The organism is Anaerobacillus sp. 63XJN7_4_ISO-PGPR-S23-413, assembly GCF_056173725.1.
In genome coordinates, this window is sequence record NZ_CM149688.1 from 4,223,712 (window position 1) to 4,249,550 (window position 25,839).

21 protein-coding genes and 4 tRNA genes are annotated in these 25,839 nt (G+C 39.3%); 2 read left to right on the top strand and 23 right to left on the bottom strand.

The annotated features are described in order from the left end of the window. Positions 1–11 precede the first annotated feature (11 nt). The 3 genes from AC0VYO_RS21770 to mqo form a co-directional block, all read right to left on the bottom strand. Positions 12–1,199 (bottom strand): ParM/StbA family protein, encoded by a 1,188-nt coding sequence (locus AC0VYO_RS21770; protein ID WP_194218180.1) that lies wholly within the window; start codon positions 1,197–1,199, stop codon positions 12–14. A 483-nt stretch (positions 1,200–1,682) separates the two neighbouring features. Beyond that, on the bottom strand, positions 1,683–1,943 hold the full coding sequence (locus tag AC0VYO_RS21775) for a DUF4190 domain-containing protein (protein ID WP_194218179.1): 261 nt from the start codon (positions 1,941–1,943) through the stop codon (positions 1,683–1,685). Positions 1,944–2,151: 208 nt separating this feature from the next. Next, complete coding sequence (mqo, locus tag AC0VYO_RS21780; protein ID WP_475368265.1) at positions 2,152–3,714, bottom strand: malate dehydrogenase (quinone); 1,563 nt, start codon at positions 3,712–3,714, stop codon at positions 2,152–2,154. A 577-nt stretch (positions 3,715–4,291) separates the two neighbouring features. Here mqo and AC0VYO_RS21785 point away from each other — a divergent pair. Further along, entirely contained in the window at positions 4,292–5,290 is a 999-nt protein-coding gene (locus tag AC0VYO_RS21785; RefSeq protein WP_475366259.1) for a tRNA dihydrouridine synthase, read from the top strand. Between the two features lie 394 nt (positions 5,291–5,684). After that, the gene (locus AC0VYO_RS21790; RefSeq protein ID WP_475366260.1) at positions 5,685–7,130 is read left to right on the top strand and encodes a DEAD/DEAH box helicase; all 1,446 of its coding nucleotides are present in this window, start codon (positions 5,685–5,687) and stop codon (positions 7,128–7,130) included. Between the two features lie 209 nt (positions 7,131–7,339). Here AC0VYO_RS21790 and rlmH read toward each other — a convergent pair whose 3' ends face one another. The 20 genes from rlmH to AC0VYO_RS21890 form a co-directional block, all read right to left on the bottom strand. Next, complete coding sequence (gene rlmH, locus AC0VYO_RS21795; RefSeq protein ID WP_194218174.1) at positions 7,340–7,819, bottom strand: 23S rRNA (pseudouridine(1915)-N(3))-methyltransferase RlmH; 480 nt, start codon at positions 7,817–7,819, stop codon at positions 7,340–7,342. A 108-nt stretch (positions 7,820–7,927) separates the two neighbouring features. Then, positions 7,928–8,092, bottom strand: coding sequence for a CxxH/CxxC protein (locus AC0VYO_RS21800; RefSeq protein WP_475366261.1), 165 nt, complete (start codon positions 8,090–8,092; stop codon positions 7,928–7,930). A gap of 81 nt (positions 8,093–8,173) precedes the next feature. Further along, on the bottom strand, positions 8,174–9,385 hold the full coding sequence (locus AC0VYO_RS21805) for a S1C family serine protease (protein ID WP_371017936.1): 1,212 nt from the start codon (positions 9,383–9,385) through the stop codon (positions 8,174–8,176). A gap of 84 nt (positions 9,386–9,469) precedes the next feature. Beyond that, a complete protein-coding gene (locus AC0VYO_RS21810; RefSeq protein WP_194218171.1) occupies positions 9,470–10,264 on the bottom strand; it encodes an MBL fold metallo-hydrolase in 795 nt (264 codons plus the stop codon). A gap of 14 nt (positions 10,265–10,278) precedes the next feature. Next, positions 10,279–11,181, bottom strand: a complete 903-nt coding sequence (locus AC0VYO_RS21815) for a two-component system regulatory protein YycI (protein ID WP_194218170.1) — start codon at positions 11,179–11,181, stop codon at positions 10,279–10,281. After that, complete coding sequence (locus AC0VYO_RS21820; RefSeq protein ID WP_194218169.1) at positions 11,168–12,553, bottom strand: YycH family regulatory protein; 1,386 nt, start codon at positions 12,551–12,553, stop codon at positions 11,168–11,170. Before AC0VYO_RS21820 ends, AC0VYO_RS21815 begins: the two co-directional genes overlap by 14 nt. 2 nt (positions 12,554–12,555) lie before the next feature. Continuing rightward, positions 12,556–14,358 (bottom strand): cell wall metabolism sensor histidine kinase WalK, encoded by a 1,803-nt coding sequence (gene walK, locus AC0VYO_RS21825; RefSeq protein WP_194218168.1) that lies wholly within the window; start codon positions 14,356–14,358, stop codon positions 12,556–12,558. A gap of 7 nt (positions 14,359–14,365) precedes the next feature. Beyond that, positions 14,366–15,073 carry a response regulator YycF gene (yycF, locus tag AC0VYO_RS21830; protein WP_098445599.1) on the bottom strand — a complete coding sequence of 236 codons (708 nt, stop codon included), beginning with the start codon at positions 15,071–15,073 and terminating at the stop codon, positions 14,366–14,368. 269 nt (positions 15,074–15,342) lie between these two features. Next, positions 15,343–16,749 (bottom strand): peptidoglycan DD-metalloendopeptidase family protein, encoded by a 1,407-nt coding sequence (locus tag AC0VYO_RS21835; RefSeq protein ID WP_475366263.1) that lies wholly within the window; start codon positions 16,747–16,749, stop codon positions 15,343–15,345. A 293-nt stretch (positions 16,750–17,042) separates the two neighbouring features. Continuing rightward, a tRNA-Phe gene (locus AC0VYO_RS21840) sits at positions 17,043–17,118 on the bottom strand. A 29-nt stretch (positions 17,119–17,147) separates the two neighbouring features. Beyond that, a tRNA-Asp gene (locus tag AC0VYO_RS21845) sits at positions 17,148–17,223 on the bottom strand. Positions 17,224–17,354: 131 nt separating this feature from the next. Continuing rightward, positions 17,355–17,431: transfer RNA gene (locus tag AC0VYO_RS21850), tRNA-Met, on the bottom strand. A 171-nt stretch (positions 17,432–17,602) separates the two neighbouring features. Further along, a tRNA-Lys gene (locus AC0VYO_RS21855) sits at positions 17,603–17,678 on the bottom strand. A gap of 118 nt (positions 17,679–17,796) precedes the next feature. Beyond that, entirely contained in the window at positions 17,797–18,234 is a 438-nt protein-coding gene (locus tag AC0VYO_RS21860) for a PilZ domain-containing protein (protein WP_194218166.1), read from the bottom strand. Between the two features lie 128 nt (positions 18,235–18,362). Beyond that, positions 18,363–19,649, bottom strand: coding sequence for an adenylosuccinate synthase (locus AC0VYO_RS21865; protein WP_194218165.1), 1,287 nt, complete (start codon positions 19,647–19,649; stop codon positions 18,363–18,365). Between the two features lie 244 nt (positions 19,650–19,893). Then, positions 19,894–21,255 carry a replicative DNA helicase gene (dnaB, locus tag AC0VYO_RS21870; RefSeq protein ID WP_194218164.1) on the bottom strand — a complete coding sequence of 454 codons (1,362 nt, stop codon included), beginning with the start codon at positions 21,253–21,255 and terminating at the stop codon, positions 19,894–19,896. A 48-nt stretch (positions 21,256–21,303) separates the two neighbouring features. Continuing rightward, positions 21,304–21,747 (bottom strand): 50S ribosomal protein L9, encoded by a 444-nt coding sequence (rplI, locus tag AC0VYO_RS21875; RefSeq protein WP_194218163.1) that lies wholly within the window; start codon positions 21,745–21,747, stop codon positions 21,304–21,306. After that, entirely contained in the window at positions 21,744–23,720 is a 1,977-nt protein-coding gene (locus AC0VYO_RS21880) for a DHH family phosphoesterase (RefSeq protein WP_194218162.1), read from the bottom strand. The genes rplI and AC0VYO_RS21880 overlap by 4 nt, the downstream gene beginning before the upstream one ends. 15 nt (positions 23,721–23,735) lie before the next feature. Continuing rightward, entirely contained in the window at positions 23,736–24,662 is a 927-nt protein-coding gene (locus AC0VYO_RS21885) for a YybS family protein (protein ID WP_194218161.1), read from the bottom strand. A 721-nt stretch (positions 24,663–25,383) separates the two neighbouring features. Then, positions 25,384–25,683: an HPr family phosphocarrier protein gene (locus AC0VYO_RS21890; protein WP_475366264.1), complete on the bottom strand. Its 300-nt coding sequence runs from the start codon at positions 25,681–25,683 to the stop codon at positions 25,384–25,386. Positions 25,684–25,839: the final 156 nt, after the last annotated feature.

The window sequence follows — 25,839 nt, forward strand, 5'->3', positions numbered from 1 at the left end:
AAATCACCCTACTAGTTTTTGACCTTGTTCTTTTCTTCTCTCTTTTCCTGGGGCTTGTCTTTATTATTCTTACGATTAAAGTCAGAGATGAGCTTGTAGTAAGCATTCGACATCATCCAAATGCTTTCTTTTTCATCTTCAAAGAAATCAATATTGTAGCCATCAAGGTTGTTATTCAATGTTTTAAGGTAATCTTTTAGAACAATGGAGCCACCACCAACGAAATAGCAGATTTCAGATTGAGAGTTCTTCTGCCAAACGTTACGAAGATGGCGATATTGCTTCTTAGCTAGTTCTAGTAAAATGCGATCCGTAATATCATGAACGCTTGTACGACTTCCGCGAACCATAATATGATTACGATCGTTTTTCTTCGTAATAATATCTACTACGTCTCGACGGCTGTCGAGCTCCACACCATGCTTAGAGCGTATTTCCTCACGAATGGCTTCTAGTGACTCAGCAACTCCAAGATTAAAGCCCTGCGCCTTATCATCGTCGACATTACGATTCTTAATAACCGCGATGTCAGTAGAAAGACCACCGATATCTTGAATCAAAATACGCTTATCAATTAAGTCTTTATTAATGATGTTTAAATCGCTGTCCATTACAAGATTAATATAAGCAGCAAAACCTTCAGGGTAAACCTTAACTTCATCAAATTTAATATTAACTTTCTTACCTTGGTACTTAGGCGTTACAAGAAATTCTACCTGGTGGACGGATCCTAGAAGTCTTGAGCGATATCCAACGTCCTTTCCTTCTTTCACTTCACGTAGTGGAAGTCCTGTACCAAGCGTGTAATTCGCATCTACAACGCCGTTCTGATTTCTGAAATTTGCTGAGTTCTTTGGATCAACAGCATCTAGAGCAAGTGATGCAAACAACATTACAAGAGTTTGATCCTCTTCTGATTTTGCGCTTCCTGGATCTAATTCTGTTGGGTTGTCACTCTTTGTCGCTAGATTGCCAACCCGATAGATCGCGTTGTTATCTTGTAGAGCAGGGGAGTGTACACGAATATGAATGCCATCAAGCGGATCTTTAGTATCCAACTCTTCAATTCCAATTACAGGGCGATCTTCTATATCTCTAGCAATTACGTTTGGTATGTATAGATCAGATTCAAGTTTTCCATAGATTCCTTTTAACGAGTCGTTACCTACATCGACTGCTGCAATTCTTGAATTACTCATAAAATAATCCATCCTTTCATATTTGAAATCTAGTATTTCTACTATTAACTTAAAATTTATAGAAATTTGCAAATGAAGTCAATGAGTCATTCTATCTAGTTTACAAATTTGTGTACTTGTGTACAAATACGTTTACATGTGTACTTTTTCTGTATACACGTAAACAATTATGTACACATCCCTATAAATCAATGTGTGTACACTTTTGTGTACTTGCGTACATTTTTCGTTTACAAGTATACAGCTTTGTTTACATGTCTACATTTTATGTATACATCTTTTTTTGGATTCTGTTTGTCTTTTGGAATGCCCCTATTATTCTTTGCAATCTGTAGATTGTAAGCATAAAAACTATGTATTTAAAATAAAAATGCTAAAGAAAGGAAGAGTAAAACAAGCTAGGTCTTTTCTTTAAAGGTACGGAATTAGCAATAGAAAAAGGAAGATGAGAGAACCCAATCCCTCCCCTTCCCTTCAAAAACGTTACATTAATGAGGCAACTCCTGCCCAAAACCATATTTTCAAACCTAACGTAACAATTCCCGTAACTAACCCTGTAACGGCAAATCCTTTCTTAAGAGGGTTTTTCTTCGCAATTACTCCAAAAATGATCGCCAATATTGCCAAAGGATAAGGAATAATTGGCACTAGAAAAAGCACAAGTCCAATAATACCTAACACCATCGAAGATACCGCGAGACCATTGCTCTCTGGTTGTGGAGCTACATTCACATTTCCTTCCATATCAATTCCCCCCTAAAAATCATCTCTTTTTAGAAAACTATTTTTTTACATAATTGAATTTATTAGAGTGGCATTGATTTTATTCCACAAAAAAAGCATGTAGCAATTAATTGCTACATGCTTTTTTAGGGATTTTCCCACTAAGCCAAATATAATCAGGGTTTCTCTAGCCAATAATGCTATAGATCCTTCTCTATTTCTTCACAACTTAACTATAAGCGGGCTCACTTTCATTGAGAGCAAGCGTCTGTACTATTGAGGCATTGATTTCGTTGAATAATTCAGGATTTTCTCCTAATAACTTGCCATAGGAAGGTATCATTTCTTTAATTTTAGGTTCCCAATCAGGCAACATGTCTGGGAAACATCGCTCGAATATCTCAAGCATAACGTGTACAGCAGTAGAGGCACCTGGAGAAGCGCCAAGAAGAGCAGCAATGGAACCGTCAGAGGAACTAACAATCTCTGTTCCAAATTGAAGCGTTCCTTTTCCTCCACCTTCCGTATCTTTGATTACTTGAACACGTTGACCAGCCGTTACGATATCCCAATCTTCACTTTTGGCAGTTGGAATAAATTCCCGAACTTCTTCCATACGTTTTTCATCTGATAACATAACTTGTTGCACTAGATATTTTGTAAGGCCCATCTCTTTTAAACCAGCAGCCATCATTGTTAACATATTATTTGGCTTAACTGAGCCAATTAAATCCAAATTTGACCCGCCTTTTAAAAACTTTGGTGAAAAGCCCGCAAATGGTCCAAACAACAAGCTTTTTTTATTATCAATATATCTTGTATCAAGGTGAGGAACAGACATAGGAGGAGCGCCAACTTTGGCTTTTCCATATACTTTTCCATGATGCTTCTCAATCACCACAGGATTATTGCATACCATGAAGAGTCCGCTTACAGGGAATCCGCCAATATGCTTTGACTCAGGAATACCCGTTTTCTGAAGTAGTGGTAGACTACCTCCTCCACCGCCAATAAAGACGAAATCAGCTGTGTGATACTCAAGATTGTCGTTGTCGATATCCTTTACCTTTACTTCCCAGATGCCATCGCTATTTCGTTTAATATCTTCTACGCTATGCTTATAGTGCAGTTCTACTTTTTCACCCTCTAAATGCTCAAACAGCATGCGGGTTAACGCTCCGAAATTGACATCTGTACCAGAGTCAATTTTTGTTGCAGCAATCGGTTCATCTGACGTTCTTCCATCCATGATAAGTGGAATCCATTCTTTCAGTTTCTCAGGATCGTCCGAAAATTCCATTCCTTTAAACAATGGGTTAGCTGACAACGCTTCCAATCTCTTTTTCAAAAATTTTACATTATCTCCCCCGTGAACAAGGCTCATGTGAGGAAGAGGCTTGATAAAGTCCTGTGGTTTATCAATCAATTGATTGTTTACTAAATAAGACCAAAATTGTTTTGAAAGCTGAAATTGCTCATTGATTTTGACAGCTTTCTCAATGTCTATCGACCCATCGGTCTTTTCAGAAGTATAGTTTAGTTCACATAGTGCAGAATGGCCTGTCCCCGCATTATTCCATTCGTTAGAACTTTCTTCTCCTGCACTTCCTAGTTTCTCAAACACTTTAACGTTCCAATTAGGTGCTAATTCTGTCAGTAATGATCCTAAAGTCGCACTCATGACTCCAGCACCAATTAAGATAATGTCTTTTTTTTGATTCTTGCTCATGATACCCTTCCTTGTCTCATTTATTTGTAATAAAAAGAATAGGCGCTCATGCTCACATGTCATAAAAAGCAAGGCGACTCTTAGGTACACAACATGTTCTATCTTAATTATACCTTATCATAGTCAATTGTTATAATTGTAGAAAAAATATCTAATAATCTGATGCGTATTTACTAATTTTTACACGTTATTTGAAGAAAAAGAGGCTTGAAAAACAATACAGAAACTAACATCGGAAATTATAAAGTTAAATAAGGTAGGATCATTCTTATTTAAAAAAATTTACTATCCCAGGTAGCTTAAAGACCAACTTCTACCATGAAAAATAAATATTATCCAAGATAGAATTCCTAACAAACCAAATTCTTATTTGGAATCACACTAACCATTTTCCCTTTTAGCCCCGTCATTAACCGTTTTGAAGTCTGTTTGTTCTTATCCAGAGGTTATAGAGTTTTGATTTGTTTCTATGTCGATTTACTTAAACACAAGACGACTCTTCCTCTTGCACTTTTCATTGAATGCTTTTAAAGTATATAATGGTTAAATTCAGTCTAACTAGTAATGGATAAGATAGAAACATTATTACTTTTTAATTTTGGGAACTTGTTTTCCCTTAAGGAAAGGGTTCAGATATACTATGAAAGATAATTTTTGGCACGAGTTGCCTCGACCATTTTTTGTTCTTGCTCCAATGGAAGCTGTGACGGATGTTGTTTTTCGACATGTTGTGAGTGAAGCAGCGAGACCTGACGTGTTTTTTACAGAGTTCACCAATACTGCAAGCTACTGCCATCCGAGAGGAAAAGACAGCTTAAGAGGACGATTGACATTCACAGAAGATGAACAGCCAATTGTTGCCCATATTTGGGGAGACAAGCCCGAATACTTCCGAGAAATGAGCATTGGCATGGCAGAAATGGGTTATCGTGGAGTGGATATCAATATGGGCTGTCCTGCTCCTAATGTTGCCACTAAAGGGATGGGATGCGGACTCATTCGTCGTCCTGATGTTGCAGCGGACATCATCCAGGAAGCGAAAGCGGGGGGATTGCCCGTCAGCGTAAAGACTCGCCTTGGTTATACGGAAGTGGAAGAATGGCGTCACTGGCTGAAGCACCTTCTAGAACAGGATATTGTTAATCTTTCCATCCATCTTCGTACGAAAAAGGAAATGAGTAATGTTGATGCGCATTGGGAGCTGATTCCGGAGATCAAGAAACTTCGAGATGAAGTTGCCCCAAATACGCTTCTGACGATTAACGGCGATATTCCAGACCGTCAGAAGGGACTTGAACTTGTTGAGAAGTATGGCGTGGATGGCGTTATGATCGGGCGTGGGATTTTCCATAATCCGTTTGCTTTTGAAACAGAGAAGAAAGAGCATACGAGTGAAGAATTGCTTGATCTTCTTAGATTGCAGCTCGATTTACATGATAAATATTCAGCAGAACTAGAAACGCGTCAGTTTATAACGCTTCGCCGCTTTTTTAAGATCTATGTAAAAGGATTCCGTGGCGCAAGTGAATTAAGGAATCAGCTTATGAGCACTGAATCCACTGATGAAGTGCGTGCTCTTCTTGATGAATTTAAAGAAAAAGAAAGATCAAACAAAAGTGAAAATTTTTCTATTTCTTGAGTAAAGTTTGAGTCATTTGAACCAAATCGTTCTTAGATTGTTACAGGAGAGGAGAGCCATTCGTGCTTTTCTCTCTTTTTTATAAGACTATGTTAATAAACCATTTTGATTTTTCCTCATTGAGACTCTGTGATGAGCAATCGCATTGAGCAAAAACCAAGAATCAACAGAAGAAAGCTGGTCTGGCTTCAATATGGAGGCTTGACCCCATTTCTTTAAAGCTTTATCAGATGTAATGTCAGACAATTTATATCTGTTACTTTTAAAAATTTAATATAAAAGCCGGTTTCTCCCGCACTTTTCAAGTATAATGGACCATATTCTGATAATGCATATAATATTTCTTGGAGAGAATTCTATACATATGACGAAAAACCAAAAACGAGGTTGAAAAATGAGTAAAAAAAGTTTTGCAGAATATCATCTAAGCGAAGAAATAAAAAGAGCACTAGCTGTGCTAAAATACGAAACGCCAACAGAAGTTCAAAGTGAAGTTATTCCATTAGCATTAGAAAATCAAGATCTTGTCGTAAAAGCTCAAACAGGAAGTGGAAAGACCGCTTCCTTTGGTATTCCTGTTTCCGATATGATTGAATGGGAAGAAAAAAAACCACAGGCCTTAATTCTTACTCCTACTAGGGAGCTTGCGGTTCAAGTCCGCGAAGACATTACGAATATCGGAAGGTTTAAACGCATTAAAGCAGTGTCCGTTTATGGCAAAGAACCTTTTACGAAACAAAAGGATGAATTGAAACAAAAAACTCATTGCGTCGTTGGTACTCCTGGACGGGTCATGGACCATATTGAACGAGAAACTCTAGCTTTGGATCAAATAAAGTATCTTATCATAGACGAAGCTGATGAGATGCTTAATCGAGGTTTTATCGATAAAGTAGAAGCGATTATGAAAGAGCTGCCTTCAAACCGAGTAACAATGGTTTTTTCTGCTACCTTGCCTAAAGATGTTGAAAATCTATGCCATAAATATATGAACGATCCGATTCAGATTGAGATTGAATCGGACGGGATGACAGCCGATACCATTGAACATTCTTTAGTTGAAGTGAGAGAAGAAGAAAAGATCTCACTCCTTAAAAACATCACGGTTGTAGAAAATCCAGACAGCTGCCTCATTTTCTGCAGAACCAAAGAACACGTTGATTCTGTGTATAGCGAACTAGAGAAATCTGGATACCCTTGCGAGAGACTCCATGGGGGGCTAGAACAAGAAGACCGGTTCTCCGTTATGGAAGGTTTCAAACTGGGGAACTTCCGCTATCTCGTGGCTACCGATGTAGCTGCGAGAGGTATTGATATTGATAATGTGACACTTGTTATCAACTACGACGTTCCTATGGAAAAAGAGAGCTATGTACACCGAACAGGAAGAACCGGTCGCGCTGGAAATAAAGGAAAAGCCATTACGTTTTCGACACCTTTTGAAGGAAAGTTCATTAAAGCAATTGAAAGATACATCGGCTTTGAGCTACCAGTTATAGAAGCTCCAAGCCATCTGGAACTGGCTGGAAAAAAAGCAGCTTTCGAAGAAAAACTTAACAGCAGACGCATTGTAAGAAATAATAAAACAGCCCGCATCAATCAAGATATTATGAAACTCCATTTCAACGGCGGTAAAAAGAAGAAAATTCGTGCTGTTGATTTTGTTGGAACGATCGCAAAAATCTCTGGAGTCACTGCAGAGGATATCGGCATTATAACCATCCATGATCATATGTCCTATGTAGATATTCTAAATGGCAAGGGCTCACTAGTTCTACAGGCCATGGAGAATGCGACTATCAAAGCAAAGAAGTTAAAAGTGAGCATAGCCATTAAATAAAATATTTATAGAAATCCTTAAATCCCCCTCACTTTAAAAGATGAGGGGGATATTTGCTTCTATATGAAATTAAAAGAGACATGATGACCCTAGGAGATTGTTTGGTCTAGCCAAGTGTAGCTCCTACTGTACTGAATACAATGCGAACAAAGTAATATGTTTTCTCCGAAAAAACTTGAGATTTTGACTCTTTTCTTTTATATCCTCATTTACTTATGATACGGTTCGCCTCTATTAATCTTAAACGCACGATAAACCTGCTCAACTAGAATTAGCCTCATTAGCTGATGAGGAAAAGTCATCTTAGAGAAGGAAAGCGTGTCATTTGCTCTCTTGAGAACATCATCACTTAAACCAAGGGAGCCTCCAATAACAAAAGCTACCTTACTCTTTCCATATGTTGCGAGCTGGTCAAGGTCGCGTGCTAACTGTTCAGAAGTTTTCATTTTTCCTTCAATAGCTAAGGCAATTACGTGAGCATCAGGTGAAATTTTGCTCATAATGCGATCACCTTCCGCCTTTTTCACCTGAAGCATTTCAGTGTCACTTAGGTTCTCTGGAGCTTTTTCATCGGAGACCTCGATCACTTCTACTTTTGCGAAAGGACCGAGACGTTTCGTATATTCCGCAATCCCCTGCTTTAAATATTTTTCTTTCAGTTTCCCCACAGTAACAATACTTATGTTCAAAAGTTATCCACACCTATCCTTTTTTCTTAAATCCACAGCAGATAAACAAGTTATCCACAGAAATTATCCACATATACACATTTTTCACCCACATGTCGTGACCGAATATTAGTTCGATACCATATATGTTGCGCTGTTTTTGCAATACTCACATGTTGTGGACAACTCATTTGATTCTTTCTCAAGCTCTTCTAATACAGGGAAACTTTCTGTTTCATCAACCATTACATCAAGAGCCAATTCAACATGATCTTTACAGCAATATATTTTCATTCTACCTCTCCTTCATTTCACTTATCCACTGTGCATAAGTTTCTCCAAAAAGAAACAGGAGAGTTCCCCCTCCTGCACTATTTAAGAGCTTTGCTGCTCGGCAAGTGTCACTTCTACTTCTTGTTTCGTACCTTCACGATAGACTGTTAATTTCACTCGGTCTCCAATTTCTTTTTTTGTGTAAAGAAATTTACGAAGGTCGATTGAATTCTTAATTTTTTCTCCATCCATTGCTGTTATAACGTCAAGCTCTTTTAAGCCCGCAATATCACCTGAAGAAGTAGGAAAAACACTCATAACTACGACTCCATAATCCACTTTATCTGGCAACTTTAGTGATTCACTCCAGTGATAGGTAGGAATCTCTGAGAGTGATTTTGTTCCTATTCCTATTTGAGGCCTTCTGACTTCGCCATACGACTCTAGATCATTAATGATAGGCTCAGCGATATTGATTGGAATCGAGAAGCCAATTCCCTCTACGCTTGATTGAGCGATCTTCATTGAGTTAATCCCTACTAATTGACCTGAGATGTTAATTAACGCTCCTCCACTGTTACCTGGATTAATAGAAGCGTCTGTTTGAATTACATCAGCATTCCAATCAATTGTCCCATTCTGATCGGTATCTACTGGAAATGAACGCTCAGGGTTGCTAATAATACCTTGTGTGACGGTCCCTTCAAGAAAGCCTAATGGATTACCGATGGCTATAGCTGGTTCACCTGGCTTGAGAGTATCCGAGTCACCAAATTCAGCAACCATTGTAACGGCCTCAGAAGGGATTTTAAGGACGGCAAGGTCCATTAGAGGGTCAGTGCCTACAAGCTCTGCAGAAACGCGCTTTTCGGCGTTTAAGCTCACTTCAAGCTGCCCTGCACCTTCAACCACGTGATTGTTAGTAACAACAAATGCCTCTCCGCCTTCTTTTTTATAAATAACGCCTGATCCTGCTCCAGCTTCTCCGTAATCCTCTGCCCAGAAATCTGTTTTTTGTAAATTAATCACTCCGACAACCGCTTCGCTTACATTCGCAACAGCTGACGTAATGTCATTTGTTACATCAATACTAATATCTTTAGTAATCGCCCGCTGTTCCGACTTCACTTCCGCTTCTTCATCTTGCGGTGGTTGAATATCAGGCAGCACGCCTACATCCGAGAGAGCAGGCACAGTAAAGAGAATAAGTAATGCGCCTAGAATGGCACCAATCAGTCCAGCCATAAATGCGCCGCCGCGATTACCTTTCTGTCGCATCGGTCGATTGTTTTCATCACCATCATAATAGCCCAAATCCTTCACCAATCCTTTCAGTTAAAAAAGGAGACCTCAGAATCAAGACTAATCTATCTTACTTGCCCTCACTCAAGCTTCTCGTTATAACTTCGTAACAAGTGTTGGCGCAGCAGGATCTGTATCATATAGAGCAATCTGCTCCCCGACTGCAAAGCCGTTTTGTTCAAGGGTTTGCTGGACAGAAAGTCTTGCCAGGTCTTTCATGTTATTATCTTTACTTAAATGGGCTAAATAAATACGCTTTGTTTGATCACCAATTATATCTGATAGGGCAGCTCCCGCATCTTCATTAGAAACGTGACCCATGTCACCTAAAATTCGTCTTTTCACATTCCATGGATAGCGCCCCATCATAAGCATATTGATGTCATGATTTGACTCAAATACAAGCATATCTGAATTGCGAATCGTTCCTTTGATTCGATCACTCACATATCCAAGGTCTGTCGCGATACTAAGTTTCTTACCTTCGTGATGAAAGGCATAAAACATCGGCTCGGCTGCATCATGGGAGACACCAAATGATTCGACATCAAGATCGTCAAAAGTTTTCACAGTATCCATATCAAACTGAAACTTTTGTTCTACTGGTATTGCACCAATTAGACCTGACATCGCTTCCCACGTTTTTGCATTTGCATATATAGGCAGCTTATACCTTCTTGCAAATATGCCAAGACCTTTAATATGATCGCTATGTTCATGAGTCACAAGCAACCCATCTAGATCCTTTGGATCGAGATGGGCTTTTGCGAACAGTTCTTCAAGTTTTTTTCCACTTAATCCAGCATCTACAAGAAGCTTATGCTTCTCAGTACCAACATAAATGGCGTTACCAGTGCTTCCGCTTGCAAGCACACTAAATTCAAGAGACATATTCCATTCCTCTCCTACTTATCGCTTGTTACCGTTTTAGGCTTAGAAGGATCCGGTTTCTCACTGTCATCTGAATCCTCCTCATCCTCTTGCTCATTGGTTTCGACCTCTTTAGGATCACTAAAGACTGTTTTCTCAATCGCATTGACATAATAGTTCTGAATTGGTTTATCCTTGTTTTCGTTCTTAACGACAACATGCCACGTTGGAACGAAAACAAATGTATCGCGGTCATCCTCGTTCGTAACCGTTGTGTAATAGCCAATTGACATGTCTTCTACTTTGTCATTTAAAGAAATATCCTGCTGATTCACAAGAAGCCCAATCGTTTCAGAAGCTGGATCGATTTTACGTTCTTTGCCGATTTTCTTTAAGTTCAAGTATGTTTGCGTATAAGAGACAACCTTGTCATCTTCAAGCGTAACAATTAGCATACCTGAATCCTGGCTATAAATAGGACGATCTTCAAAGGTTTCCGCGAAATAAATAATGTTTGGATTATTCTCATCACGGGCGTAAAACTGATACTTCCCACCTTCATACACATACGTCTCTAGAAATATTGAAAAGGCAGAAGGCTCGTCCGGATCGCTTATCGGGAACGGCTTCTTAAGAGTGGAGATTAACTTTCGTCCATCAAGCGTAATGTCCTGACTTGTTCCCTCTTCTAACGTTTTCTCTTCTTGCTCTGTAAATTCATGAACGTCTCCACTAATGAAAGACATCTTCTCCGTTTGAACAGGAAGGTTTTTCTCATACGTGACGTTTAAATTCTTTAATTGATCTTCAATCGTAACCTGCTCATACTGCTCGAGATCACTTAATTCGGTTTGCTTCTTAAATAAATCACTAGCTAGAAAGATATTAAACACAAGAAACGTTAATATTAATATCGTTTTCGTTCTATTCCAATCCAACTGATTCCCCTCCCTGTTCATTGCTAATGGATTGTAGCGGTGTCCAGGAATTGTTCAACTTCACATACCATTGGGGAATAAGCGTAAACTCATAATTTTGTTCTGCTGACCGATCAATTGTGAAACCCATTGTTATGTTTTGTATTTCGGTTTTCTTAAAACTTCCCTCGTCTAGTAGAGAAAGGACTTCTTCATAACTCGGTAGCTTACGATCTCCAATTTCTCTAGCGTATTGAATAACCTTCAACATTCGCTTGTACGTGCTAACATCATCATTTTCAAGAGTTACATCAATCTCATCAAGATCTTCTGTTGAAGAGCTATAGACTGGATAGCCACCCGTATATAGTCGGAAGGTAATTTGATCTGTATTGTTATCAGAAGATCTGATCCATTCGTTCAGCACATATTCATCATCATCGTAATCGGTGATACGAAAACCAAAATGCTTATTGATAAATCCATAGGCATCCAGAATAGGAGATTCATTCGATACATACCGACTTGTTGTAGAAGGTGGATTCTTAAACACCATAAATTCATTTTCATGACTAAACGTTAAGTCTCGGCTACCGTCAGTATAAAGATCAGAAATATTGTTGAATGAGTTCTTCTCAACACGATCTTGTTCAGGAAAAAGCGCTTCTTTAAAATCTTCTTCATTTGCTAGCTCATCGGAACTTCCTCCGAACGCCGCTAAAGAAGGACCTTGTATCGGAATATAAAAAGTCGGTAGCTCGTCAGAAACTTGAAACGATTTGGCACGAAAGATCTTATTTTCTTCAGCTTCACTACTATTAACCTCAAAAGAAGAGAAGACGTTTGAATACCATTCTTTTATATCATTCGAAGCTTCAACCGTAGCTCGCATTCCATCACCATTGGATGTATTGAGGAAAATGATTTCATTGTTTTTACCTGATGCAATAGACGGAATGATAATGCGATCGAATGTCGACAAAGGAATATCGTCTTTCGAAATGCTCACTAGTTTCTTCAAAACGTCATTTGAAAGCAATGTTGGAAAAATAAGCTCTACGCTATTGCCGGTCTCCCGTATACTTTTCATATCATTCTCCATCGTAAAGGACTTGATTTTCATTCCGGAGATAAATTCATTGTAAAAAGAATCAATGGTATTGGAATAAAAGGAAGTAAAATGTTGATTATCAATGTGATAAACGAGCTGATTTGGTTTTACAACTTCATTGATACTTACTTCCTTAATACCAACAGGACTTGCTTCTGTAGGAGCAGCTTCCTTTTCGTACTCAGGTTCGAATGTCCAAATCTGCCACGTTAGAAACAAGCTAGTTAAAACGAGAACATTTAGTAAAACGGTTTTAAAGTTCTCAAATTGTTTCTTCGTCATTCTCACTTGTCTTCGACCTCCCTTATTCGCTTATAAGGGAGAGTAAAGTAGATCGTTGTTCCATGTCCCCACTTACTCTCTGCCCAGATATCCCCATGATGGGCATGGATCATTTCCTTGGCAATAGCCAAACCAAGTCCAGTTCCTCCAAGCTGCCGTGAGCGAGCTTTATCTACACGATAGAACCGATCAAAGATCTTCGAAAGATTATTTTTGGGTATGCCAACACCTTCATCACTAATGCTGATTCGGATCTTCTTCCCAATCGTCCAGCATCTTGCTGTGATAGTACCTCCATCCGGGGAGTACTTAATCGCATTAGAAATAATGTTATCAAGCACCTGTGTCATTTTGTCCTTATCCACTTTTGTGTAAATCGCTAAACGCGGAAGCTGCCTTACAATTTCAATATTCTCTCGCTTCGACATCTCAAAGCGATCAAGCACATGATCAAACATCTCAACGAAATCGACTTCCGTAAACTCAAGATGATACTCTTTCTTATCCATTTTAGAAAGCTGTAATAGATCATTAACTAACCTGATCATACGCTCTGTTTCATTTTGCGTGACGCTTAAGAAGCGCGGAGCAATTTCAGGATCCTGTAATGCTCCCTCCTGAAGCGCCTCAAGGTAACTTCTCATCGTTGTAAGAGGCGTACGTAACTCATGTGACACATTCACTACAAATTCACGTCGTTCCTGTTCAAGCTGTTCTTGCTCGGTAATATCATGAAGGACAGCAATCAACCCATTAATTGGACCGTCTTCTTTATGGATAATAGAAAAGTTAACTCGAATAATAAACGTTTGTTGATCATCACTTAAATCTAGAATCATTGAGTCAGGACCATTGTAAACATCATCCCACGTCTTCTCTTCAGCGAACTGAAGAATTTTGTTTAGTGATGTTCCAAGAACCGTTTCACGTGAAACGTTCATCATTTCCTCAGCACGATCGTTCATTAGAATGATCATACCTTCTCGGTCTGTAGCAATAACACCATCCGTCATATAAGCAAGCACAGATGTAAGTTTACGTCGCTCACCTTCTGTAATGGCATTAGCTTCTTGAAGCCTTCTTGTTAAATCATTAAAGGCAAGCGCAAGCTGTCCAATCTCATCTTCTCCATACACCTTCACTTTTCGAGTGAAATCGCCTCTGGCCATCACAAGTGCTTGTTTTCTCATATCCGAAATTGGCCTTGTTATCGTACGAGAGATAATAATACCAAGTAGGCCTGTCAGTACCAGGGCAATCAAGGCAGATTGAGCCAATAAACTATTCACTTCATCTGCTTGTTCAAATACCTGATTCATATTTGCCTGAATGTAAACCGCTCCAACAGTAGTGTTTGTTTCACCTTTAATAGGATAGCCATAAGCTAAAAACCGCTCTCCTTCACTATCAAGAAGGATTTCTTGTTCAGCTACACCATTTAATGCACTATCCACGAAATCATTCGTTGCACGTGTTCCTTCTAGACCATCATCATTAAGCGTACCGACTACTTGACCTAATGAATCAACTACTAGAATTTGACGAATTTCATTTTGGCTAAAATTTCTAATCAAGTTATTAATCGTATCATCTTCTTCATCGCTCTTACTGTTCACCTGATCAGAGACATTATCAGCTAGAAGCTCAGCACGATCGCGAATGGAACTAGCGTAGTTACTCTGAAACTGCTCTTCTAACTTGTCGTTAAAATAAACAGAGATAAACTGGATGGCAACAAGAATAAGAAGGACATAAACAATCGCAAACTTAAAATGAATGGATTTAAAAAAACCGACCTTTCCCATCTAAAGTTTACTGCTCCTGTTCCGGTTCACGCATATAGTAGCCAACGCCACGTCTTGTAATAATCCATGTCGGATGGCTTGGATTATCTTCGACTTTCTCGCGTAATCGACGTACTGTTACATCTACTGTTCTAACATCGCCAAAATAATCATATCCCCAAACAGTTTGTAACAAATGCTCTCGGGTCATAACTTGACCTATATGTTTTGATAAATAATGTAGCAATTCAAATTCTCTATGTGTTAACTCAATTGATTCTTCACGCTTCGTAACAAGATAAGCATCTGGATGAATCGTTAGCGCACCCACTTTAATAAGCGAGTTCGGTGAAGATTCTTTCTCAGGCTCCTGCTGACGACGGCGCAAATTGGCTTTTACACGCGCAATAAGCTCACGTGTACTGAAAGGCTTTGTCACATAATCATCAGCACCAAGCTCAAGACCTAGCACTTTATCAATTTCAGAATCCTTTGCCGTTAGCATAATAATTGGCATTTCATATTTTTTACGAACTTCACGACAAACTTCCATTCCGTCACGTTGAGGTAACATGATATCAAGAAGAATCATATCCGGATTCTCTTCCTCAACTTTAGCAATGGCCTCGTCTCCATCGTAAGCACAAACCACCGTAAAGCCTTCCTTCTCAAGATTAAATTGCAGAATATCTGCAATTGGTTTTTCATCATCTACAACAAGAATTTTCTTGTCCATTATGAACGCTCCTTCTTTGATATGACAATATCAATTTACCGTTGATATGAAACATGCATACTTTTGTCTATTTTATCATATTATGTAGGTTTTATTACGATTCCCTACCGCTCTTCCCTTAACTTCTATAAGAGAAACGCTACGTCCTTTCTCTTTCGTCTTATAACACCGTTACCTAATGGCTTTATGAAGTCCTACTAATGCATTCGCCATTCAAACACATCTTTCGCCAGGAAGCCATAAAAGAAACCTTCAGTTTTCACTGAAGGTTATTTTTTCACGTAATTCATTGGATTTTCAAGATCACCGTTCTTATATACTTCAAAATGAAGATGAATACCTGTTGAATCCCCTGTAGTACCCATAACTCCAATTTTGTCACCTTTCTGAACCGTATCGCCAACTGAGACAGAAATGGACGCCAGGTGAGAATAAGTTGTTTTTAAACCGTTATTGTGATTAACAGTAACCTGGTTCCCATAACCACTTCGCGTACCTGCAGCTGTAACCTTTCCATTATCCACTGTACGGATTGTTTTATCCGATACCCCCGCAATATCGATTCCTTTATGGTAAGATCCCCAGCGATCGCCCTGCTTACTTGTAATTGTTCCTCCTACAGCAGGCCATGCAAATGAACCAGTTCCTTTTGATGGAATTACCTTTGTTCCAATTTTAATTACCTCATCTACAGGTTCCTTAGAAACGTCTTCTTTCACAACTTTCTTTTCAACGGCTTTTCCATTTTCACGTTTTACTTTATAAGTAACAGTCTTCTTACCCTTTTCTCCATCTTGCGTTACTTTCTTCTCACCCTTTAAGAGAGAATCACTTTTCTTTTTAGTAACTTGATATGGAATTTCTTTTGTTTTTTCAATTTCTACCGTTTCCATCACGTTTACAAATTTATTCTTCTCAAGAACGTTTAATTGATCACCCTTCTTTATCTCATCCTCACTAGAAAGGTTATTTTTCTCCATTAATTCTTTAACATCCATCTTAAACTTTTTAGCTACTTGTTTAAGAGATTGGTTTTCTGTAACTTTATATGTTACCTCTTCTTCAAAACCTGATTTAAGGAGGGACACTCCTTCCTCCTCCGTTAAAATATCCTCTGGGTTCACTTCATTCTTTTCAACTGTAAATGGTTGTGAGAGCTCAACAGCATCGATCGGATGAGGCTTATCACCTGATTCGAATACATTCAGACTTGTTCTCTCAATTTCCTTCACTTTATCATCAGTAAGTAAGGACTTAGCGTACTCCCATAGAGCATCTTTTGCTTGTTCCTCACTTACGAAGCTCCCTACCTGCTCTCCATCAAAAGAGAGGGTATACCCTTCACCAGTAAACGTAATTTCTTCATCTAATTGCTCGAGTGCTTCCTTATTGTCAACTGAAGGTTTAAATAAGCGTTCCGTCACAACCTCCACGTCATTCTCAACTGATAACTTCACACCATTTGCCTCTTGTTCGTTTTTTAATTCCTTTATATTTTCGTTCAATACCGCTCGACTATCTACAGTGCCTACGTTTTCTCCATCTATATAAACGTGATAAACAGGCTTCATGAGATTATAAACTGATGCACCAACTGGTTCTATCCAAAAAAGTGTACTAACACTCGTTACAATGACTGAAAGTTGTATAAAACGACGTACATTTATTTTTTTCATGCGACTTCCCCCTGCTATAGCTAAAACTATCTTTTTTACTCACGTTTCGCACTTTATCATATACAGGAAGTCACATGGGTACAAATACTCAACTTGTAATAAAAATGTAGTCATTTCGTCACGATCGTGGCAACTCATACCAGAAAACTGGAAGGTTCTTCATCGATTACCTTACACTTTAAATAAGGATCACGACTGCAGGAAATAGTTCGCTTTTAAAAATCAACAACAAAAAAACGCATACCCCTCAATGAGAGATATGCGATATATGTACGTTGTTAATTGAAAAATAATGGTGGCTCCGGACGGAATCGAACCGCCGACACGTGGATTTTCAGTCCACTGCTCTACCGACTGAGCTACAGAGCCATATTACTAATTCCATTTAATAGATTAAATGGCGGTCTCGACGGGAATCGAACCCGCGATCTCCTGCGTGACAGGCAGGCATGTTAACCGCTACACCACGAGACCAAGTTATGAGTGTATTTTGCTCACTTACGTTAGAAAGTAGTTACATCTAGCAGTGAGTTTAGGTTGCCCCTAAAGGGACTACCATTAAATTTTATCATCGATGTTTAATCGACGTAGTTAAAATTTTTATTTGGTTGCGGGGGCAGGATTTGAACCTGCGACCTTTGGGTTATGAGCCCAACGAGCTACCGAACTGCTCCACCCCGCGACGATATGAATGAAAGATTGCTGCACTTGCTTCTTTATGCTGTGCACTGTTTCGTCCTCTGCAAGATTATGCTCCGATGCGTATCCGTCGAAACAACTCGACGTTGATTCAATGAAGTAACGCTCGTTGCTCCACCCCGCGACGATATGTATCATTTTCATCTAAAGAAAATGGTGAGCCATGAAGGACTCGAACCTTCGACCCTCTGATTAAAAGTCAGATGCTCTACCAACTGAGCTAATGGCTCGTCATAAGTATCTTGTAACGACGACAAGATTTATCATATCATTGGATTTCATAAAAAGCAAGAGATCTTGAAAAGAAAATAAAAAAACAGCCATGGAGTAAGTTAACCCTGTCTTAATTTACCCCTTTGCCTGTTTATTTAATCGCTCTTTCATCATTTCACGAATTTCTTGTTTCCGACGATGACGTTTAATGGCGAAACGATTGACCTCTTGAAAAATGAGTGAGGATTCCTTATCCGTTTTGAGATGAAACTTCACACCAAAAAAGTGGCTTGCTCTTGTGTTTGGATCATTAGGGTCGTTTGGCTTCCCCCACACCACTTCACCTGTAATGCGAAATGGTTCATCATTTAACTTAATCGAAAACTCCATATTCGTATGCATTGGCGCTTCAAAATCTACAGAAAAACCAATACCTTCGAGTCCGATATCATGAATATAAATTTTATGGTTAAAATCCGTAGCGACAGGTGTGTTCTTTTCAATAATTCTCATCCTTGCAGCAAAAGGAACGTCAAGCTGCTGACGAAAGACCTGTCTTTTATTCCGACTCATGCGAACACCTCATCAAAGTTTAACAATTTTGATAGTCCAAGTTTACCACAAAAATCGTTTTTCTGCAGAATTTTCCAACTTCTAATGTTCTAAAAAAAGCTGGCAGTCTCAGCTGCCAGCTCGATCAATTAAGCAAAAACGCCACGAATCATATTTGTTTGATTACGGTCTGGACCTACTGAGAAGATTGATAATGGAATACCTGTCAATTGTGAAACACGCTCAATGTAGTGACGTGCGTTAGGTGGTAAATCACCAAGGTTTTTCACACCAGTAATATCTTCTGTCCAACCAGGCATTTCTTCATAAACAGGTTCACATTCAGCAAGAACCTTAAGGCTTGCTGGGAACTCTTCAATAACTTCACCTTTGTACTTATAGGCTGTACAAATTTTAAGCGTTTCGATGCCAGTCAGTACATCAATGGAATTTAGAGAAAGATCGGTAATTCCGCTTACGCGGCGTGCATGTCGTACTACAACGCTGTCGAACCAGCCAACTCTGCGCGGTCTGCCAGTCGTTGTACCATATTCATTTCCTACTTCACGAATTTGGTCGCCTACTTCATCATGAAGCTCAGTAGGGAACGGGCCGTCACCTACTCGTGTCGTATAAGCCTTCGAAACACCAACAACATGATTAATTTTACTAGGTCCTACACCTGAACCAATTGTAACCCCACCAGCAATTGGATTTGAAGACGTTACAAATGGGTATGTACCCTGATCGATATCAAGCATGACACCTTGTGCACCTTCAAATAGAACACGACGCCCTTCATCAATGGCATCATTAAGGACCACTGAAGTATCTACAACATACTTTGCAATCTTTTGGCCGTATTCGTAGTATTCTTCAAGAATATCTTCTTTTTTAAAGCCTTCAACTTCATACATTTTCTCTAGAAGACGATTTTTATCAGTTAGGTTACGCTCCAGCTTCTCTTCAAATACTTCTCTGTCAAGAAGATCACAAATACGGATTCCCACTCTTGCAGCTTTGTCCATATATGCTGGGCCAATTCCTTTTTTCGTTGTGCCAATTTTATTTTCGCCTTTGTACTCTTCTTCCACGACATCAAGCTTCAAGTGATAAGGAAGAATAACATGTGCGCGATTGCTAATGCGCAGGTTATCTGTATTAATATTGCGTTCATGTAAATAGGCAAGTTCTTCAAGAACAGCTTTTGGATCAACAACCATTCCGTTTCCGATGACACAAATTTTATCGTCATAAAAAATTCCTGATGGAATCAAGTGAAGTTTGTACTTCGTATCATTAAATACAATTGTATGTCCTGCATTGTTTCCACCCTGATAACGAGCGACAACTTCTGCATTTTCCGAGAGGTAATCCGTAATCTTTCCTTTACCTTCATCGCCCCACTGTGTTCCTACCACAACTACTGATGGCATTTGAGCACCTCCAGATGCTTCCTACGATTAATTCATCAAGAAGCATACTTCTTTTTTTAAAAAACCCAGGGTAAGTGTACCAATTTGATGGTTGTAAGTCAACAAACCCGAACAATTATATAAATAAATATAATTATGTTCGTTATTTAGTTATTCCTTTCGAATAAAAATAAGACAAATGTAGTGCTTTTATTATGCTCATTTTTGTGAACTATAATAAAAAAGCCTCATAAAAGAGGCTTTTTTAGGCACCTGGTGGCATGTCACCTTCATCATGACGCCTTTCCAGGTTAACGAATTTATTGTATTCTTTCACAAATGCAAGCTCTACTGTTCCAACTGGACCATTTCGCTGCTTTGCAATAATAATTTCAATGATGTTTTTATTTTCCGATTCCTTATCATAATAATCATCTCGGTATAAGAACGCGACAATATCAGCATCCTGCTCAATACTTCCAGATTCACGTATATCAGACATCATTGGTCTTTTATCCTGTCTCGACTCAACTCCACGAGAGAGCTGTGATAGTGAAATGAGAGGTACTTCAAGTTCACGTGCAATGCCTTTTAAGGACCTCGATATTTCGGAAACTTCTTGTTGTCTGTTCTCCCCAGATCCATTACCACGAATAAGCTGCATATAATCAATTAGAATCATGCCAAGGCCCTTCTCCTGCTTCAAGCGTCGACATTTAGCACGAATATCACCAACTCGAATACCAGGAGTATCATCAATATAAATACCGGCATTTGAAAGACTACCCATAGCCATCGTCAGCTTCTGCCAGTCATCTCCTGTCAGTCCACCTGTTCGAAGACGTTGTGCATCAATATTCCCTTCAGCACAGAGCATACGCATGACAAGCTGTTCAGCACCCATCTCAAGACTAAAGATCGCAACATTTTCATCCGTCTTCGTAGCGACATTTTGAGCAATGTTAAGAGCAAAAGCTGTCTTACCTACAGAAGGTCTTGCTGCAACAATGATCAAGTCATTTCGTTGAAAGCCTGCGGTCATTCGATCAAGCTCAGAAAATCCTGTAGGAATGCCTGTAATATCTTCAGTACTGTTTTGTAGCATTTCAATATTATCATAGGCAGTTACAAGAACATCTTTAATAGATATAAAAGCTCCTGTATTCTTTCGCTGAGAAACCTCCATAATGGATTTCTCAGCTTCTGATAGAAGGTTTTCAATCTCATTTTCTTTCGCATAGCCATCGGAAGCTATATCTGTGGCGGCGCGAATAAGTCTTCTTAAGATTGATTTCTCTTCCACAATTTTAGAATAATACTCAACGTTCGCAGCCGTAGGGACTGAATTAGCCAGATCACTTAGGTAAGATACTCCACCAATTTCTTCAAGAATTTTAAGGTCCTGCAGCTCTGATGTAACCGTGACAAGATCGACAGGCTCACCCTTCTCGGAGAGATCAATCATGACAGAGAAAATCTTCTGATGTGCCGCTCTATAAAAGTCTTCTGGCTGCAATACTTCCGTTGCTGTTGTGAGTGCATCAATTTCTAAGAAAACAGCACCGATTACCGCTTGTTCAGCTTCTATATTTTGAGGTGGCGTACGATCAGCAAATAAATCACTCATGTTGTTTTCCCCCTGAGCATTTCGCTATTTTCCACCCGTGATCACCTATTATTGCTCTACCACATGTACTTTAACAGTTGCTGTTACATCATGGTGCAATTTAATGGGTACATTCGTGTATCCCAGTGAACGGATTGGTTCATCAAGCTCGATTTTACGTTTATCCACTTTGATGTCGTGCTTTTTCAGTTCTTCAGCAATATTTTTACTTGTAATGGATCCAAATAAACGGCCGCCTTCACCAGATTTTGTTTCCAATTCAACTTCAAGGCTTTCGATTGTTTCTTTCAGCGCTTTTGCCTCATCAAGCTCTTCCTGAGCCTTTTTATCATCACTGCGCTGTTTTGCTTTTAAAGTTTTCATATTTGCATTATTTGCTTCTAGAGCTAGATTATTCTTCAACAGATGGTTACGAGCATAACCGTCTGCCACATTTTTCACTTCGCCTTTTTTACCTTTACCTTTTACATCTTCTAAGAAAATCACTTTCATGATTCATCTTCGCTCCCTTCCAAATAGTTATCAATTGTTTCCTTAAGCAATTCTTCTGCTTCTTCGATTGATCCAGAATCAATTTGCGTCGCAGCATTGGTTAAATGTCCACCGCCATTAAGGCCTTCCATTATAATCTGAACATTAACATCACCAAGCGATCTTGCGCTAATGCTAATTTTACCATCAGTTCGTTTCGAAATAACGAAAGAAGCAATCACGCCGCTCATTGATAAGAGCGTGTCTGCGGCTTGTGCAATCAATACTTGATCGTATGTTTGGTCTCTTTCACCGAGTGCAATCGCAATACCGCTTCGATATATGTGCGATTTCTCTATAATTCTGGCTCTCCTAATATACTGTGCAATGTCTTCACGTAGAAATTCCTGTACAAGAACAGTATCAGCTCCATGTGCCCTTAAATAGGATGCAGCGTCAAACGTTCTAGAGCCGGTTCTAAGCGTAAAGCTTTTTGTATCCACAATAATCCCTGCCAAAAGAGCTGTTGCTTCCATAATGTCCATTTTGAGCCTTTTCGGCTGGTATTCAAAGAGTTCCGTTACAAGTTCAGCTGTAGAAGAAGCATATGGCTCCATATAAACAAGAACTGGATCTTCAATAAACTCTTCTCCACGTCTATGATGATCAATGACAACCACATGGTCAAGCTTTTGTAAAAGGCGCTCTTCCATTACAAGAGAAGGTTTATGGGTATCGACGACAACTAGAAGCGTATTCGGTGTACAATTCTCGAGCGCATCTTCAGGATCAATAAAGCGAGCCCAAAGTTGGTCATTCCCTTCAATCTCTTCCATTAATCTTGAGACACCACTTGTCCGCTGATTTTGATCAAAAACGATAGAACCTTCTTTTCCATTGGCCTGTGCTACTTTTAATATACCTATCGAAGCGCCGATGGAATCCATATCGGGATTTTTGTGTCCCATAATAATGACTTGATCACTATCCAGTACAAGTTCTCTTAAAGCGTGAGAAATAACTCGTGCTCGAACCCTTGTCCGCTTTTCAATCGGATTGGTCTTTCCTCCATAGAACTTCACTTTCCCGGTTGTCTGCTTAATCGCCACCTGGTCACCACCACGTCCAAGCGCTAAATCAAGACTAGACTGAGCTAATTGACCAAGTTCCGTAAGTGTACTGTGACCACTACCAATACCAATACTCAATGTAATGGAAATGTTCTCTTTCGAAGTAGCTTCACGCACCTCATCAAGGATAGAGAATTTATTTTTCTCCAAATCCTGAAGGATCTTTTGGTTTAATACAGCAAAGAATTTCTCAGATGAACTTCGCTTCAAGAATATTCCCTGCTCATCAGCCCAGTTATTCAGAATCGAGGTAACAGAGCTGTTTAAGTTACTACGCACCTGATCGCCAAGTCCCTGGGTTACTTCTTCATAGTTATCCAGATAAACAATCCCAACAACCGTTTTTTCTTCGCTATAAAGACGTTGTATTTCTACCTTTTCACTCACATCGAAGAAATAGAGAAGTCTTTCTTCTTGTTTGAAATACGTTTTGTACTTACGATCATGGATCGTTAAAATTTCTTCATTCGCTTCTGACTTCAAAAAGGGAATAATTTGCTCCGATATATCATTCAACGAAAGTCCTATCAATTGCTCTTTCTCCATCATGATAGGCAAATATGGATTGGTCCATTCGATGTGATAATCCTCATCATACAGCAATATTCCAAAAGGCATCTCCATCAGAGCCTCGTCTCCCACCTTCTTCACACGGTGAGACAGAGTTGATACGTAATCCCTGAGTGCAGCTTGAAATAAAGATTCAGCTCGAATCGCTGTATAAACAAGAAGCGTCATGACCACTACGCTTCCAACCCCTAATATCCAGTTGTAATAGGTGATGATGCCGATAAACAGGATGGAAATGACGAACAAGGCTACCACATGATAACCATGCCACCGTTTCGTTAAAAACTTTGGCATACTTTCAGCTCCTACCTATGATTTCATTCTCCTTCGCAATTCGAAACCAAGATCAATGATTCCAATAATAACAATAAATGATGTTAGTGCGAAGCCAAGAACCGTTAACAGAATTGGCACGACGATGGGCCACCCCTTTTGATGGCTAAAAAAGTAAATGACTGCAAGCCCCTGAACAAATATCAGTGCGTTGAGTATTAAGTAAACGTTAATGGATGCAACAAATACAGCAGATCCTTCTTCTAATCCTACCATCATAACAATAGTAACAACTAAATAATACCATAAAAAACTCTTCGGAAATGACCATTCTCGGATTGGTGGAAAGACTGGTGGATGAAAATTTCCTACCCTCTTTAAAATCGGCACTGAAATAAGTTGAGATATAAGCGCAATAACTGCCCCCATTAATACAAGAACAGTTGGGATAAGATATCGAATTAAACTAATTTGCTCCCTAGCCTGAGCAATTTGATCCGAATTCCCTCCTAAAGCTTTCGCCATTGACTCAGCCTGTTGAAAAGATTGATTCATCATTTCCATAGATAAATCTGCTGGATTTTGACCAATAAGTAAAATACTTGAAATGAAAATGATAACCAAACCAACAACATAGGCAATGGTACTTCCAAGTAAAACAGCAAGCGCAGATTTACGAAGATAATATAAGTACCCTGCAGTTAAACCACCAAGACTAAATACTAAGGTAAAAGCAAACGAAGGTATACCAGCTGTTAATACCCCAATAACAATAGTTACGGCCCACATCACCAATCCACTCTTCAACCCATTCCGAACTACCATTAAAATAAACGGCACTGGAAGAGCCCATAAAGTAATTACACCAACAACGGGTACATACATCGTTACCAAAAATAAAACAGCAAACACAGCCGCAAGCGCAGCCCCTTCAACTAACGGTACAACAGCACGATTCTTCATCATTAACTCCTTTTCTGTAAAGCGGAAGTGGGCGATTAGGCTCGATAAGCACTGTAACCTTTTCATTTGAACACGGTCTTTGTGTTCAGAGGAAAAGGTGAAGTGATCGAGAGACTGCCCACTGCAGCTGGATCAGTAAAGCGGAGCGGGCCTGCTAAAATCCGCAGGCTGTTGGAGCCCATGAGACTGAGGCGCTTTTTGTCTCATTCGATTGGGCGAAACAGCCGAAGGATTTGGCCCGCGCAGCTAGATCAATAAAGCGGAAGTGGGCGATTAGGTCCGACAAGCGCTGGAGACCTTTCATTTGAACACGGTCTTTGTGTTCGGATGAAAGGTTGAAGCGACTCGAGGACCTGCCCACTGCAGCTGGATCAGTAAAGCGGAAGTGGCCGATTAGGCTCGACAAGCACTGGAACCTTTTCATTTGAACACGGTCTTTGTGTTCAGAGGAAAAGGTGAAGTGATCGAGAGACTGGCCACTGCAGCTAGATCAGTAAAGCGAACGATAACGTTCGACTACTAAATAAATCTACATTCAGTCTCACGCCCTACCATACCAGTATTTACACGAATTCAATAAACTACCTTTTATGAAATTCAAAAAAACGGGTCGAAATCCCCTTACTACATTGTAAGAATTTCTGCCCGTTTCAGCAAATGTTTCATTAATTTGAATAGTAAGCATTAAGAAAAGGCTGTTTTCTCAACAGCCTACTATGTATTACATAAGAGATAAAGACTCTTCTTTTGCGCTATCCATTTCATTTTGAAGCCATTTTTCTAATTGCATAGATGCTTCGGTAGCATCCTCACCGTCAGCAATAAGAAGAAGTGAGTCATTTTCTTTCACCGTAAGATTGAACGTTATTAAGCTTGTTAAGTTCTTTGCGTTAATGCTATGACCATTACGATAGAGTGACACGTGACTGTTAAACGATTTCGCTTTTTTTACGAATGCCATAAGGGAGTTCATACTAAGCTGCTCTGTCAGATTAATTGTTGTTGTTTCCACATTCTTCATTATTGTGGTTCCTCCTTACAGATCTCTTGTAAGGTTCTTATTCCCTCAATATGTGAAGTCATAAACCACTTATTCTCCAACAATGTAAAAAAACATTATTTCAGAATAAACTTGTATAGAAAAAAAACAGTGGGACAATGTCCCACTGTTTTAAAA

Excerpts from the sequence above, each read along its gene's own strand:
- AC0VYO_RS21775 (WP_194218179.1), bottom strand. The coding sequence starts at position 1,943 with ATGGAAGGAAATGTGAATGTAGCTCCACAACCAGAGAGCAATGGTCTC.
- mqo (WP_475368265.1), bottom strand. The coding sequence starts at position 3,714 with ATGACATGTGAGCATGAGCGCCTATTCTTTTTATTACAAATAAATGAG.
- AC0VYO_RS21835 (WP_475366263.1), bottom strand. The coding sequence starts at position 16,749 with ATGAAAAAAATAAATGTACGTCGTTTTATACAACTTTCAGTCATTGTA.
- AC0VYO_RS21865 (WP_194218165.1), bottom strand. The coding sequence starts at position 19,649 with ATGCCATCAGTAGTTGTGGTAGGAACACAGTGGGGCGATGAAGGTAAA.
- walK (WP_194218168.1), bottom strand. The coding sequence starts at position 14,358 with ATGGGAAAGGTCGGTTTTTTTAAATCCATTCATTTTAAGTTTGCGATT.
- AC0VYO_RS21880 (WP_194218162.1), bottom strand. The coding sequence starts at position 23,720 with ATGCCAAAGTTTTTAACGAAACGGTGGCATGGTTATCATGTGGTAGCC.
- AC0VYO_RS21860 (WP_194218166.1), bottom strand. The coding sequence starts at position 18,234 with ATGAGTCGGAATAAAAGACAGGTCTTTCGTCAGCAGCTTGACGTTCCT.
- rplI (WP_194218163.1), bottom strand. The coding sequence starts at position 21,747 with ATGAAAGTGATTTTCTTAGAAGATGTAAAAGGTAAAGGTAAAAAAGGC.
- AC0VYO_RS21770 (WP_194218180.1), bottom strand. The coding sequence starts at position 1,199 with ATGAGTAATTCAAGAATTGCAGCAGTCGATGTAGGTAACGACTCGTTA.
- AC0VYO_RS21820 (WP_194218169.1), bottom strand. The coding sequence starts at position 12,553 with ATGACGAAGAAACAATTTGAGAACTTTAAAACCGTTTTACTAAATGTT.
- AC0VYO_RS21790 (WP_475366260.1), top strand. The coding sequence starts at position 5,685 with ATGAGTAAAAAAAGTTTTGCAGAATATCATCTAAGCGAAGAAATAAAA.
- yycF (WP_098445599.1), bottom strand. The coding sequence starts at position 15,073 with ATGGACAAGAAAATTCTTGTTGTAGATGATGAAAAACCAATTGCAGAT.
- AC0VYO_RS21800 (WP_475366261.1), bottom strand. The coding sequence starts at position 8,092 with ATGAAAATATATTGCTGTAAAGATCATGTTGAATTGGCTCTTGATGTA.
- AC0VYO_RS21890 (WP_475366264.1), bottom strand. The coding sequence starts at position 25,683 with ATGAAGAATGTGGAAACAACAACAATTAATCTGACAGAGCAGCTTAGT.
- AC0VYO_RS21810 (WP_194218171.1), bottom strand. The coding sequence starts at position 10,264 with ATGTCTCTTGAATTTAGTGTGCTTGCAAGCGGAAGCACTGGTAACGCC.
- AC0VYO_RS21885 (WP_194218161.1), bottom strand. The coding sequence starts at position 24,662 with ATGAAGAATCGTGCTGTTGTACCGTTAGTTGAAGGGGCTGCGCTTGCG.
- AC0VYO_RS21785 (WP_475366259.1), top strand. The coding sequence starts at position 4,292 with ATGAAAGATAATTTTTGGCACGAGTTGCCTCGACCATTTTTTGTTCTT.
- dnaB (WP_194218164.1), bottom strand. The coding sequence starts at position 21,255 with ATGAGTGATTTATTTGCTGATCGTACGCCACCTCAAAATATAGAAGCT.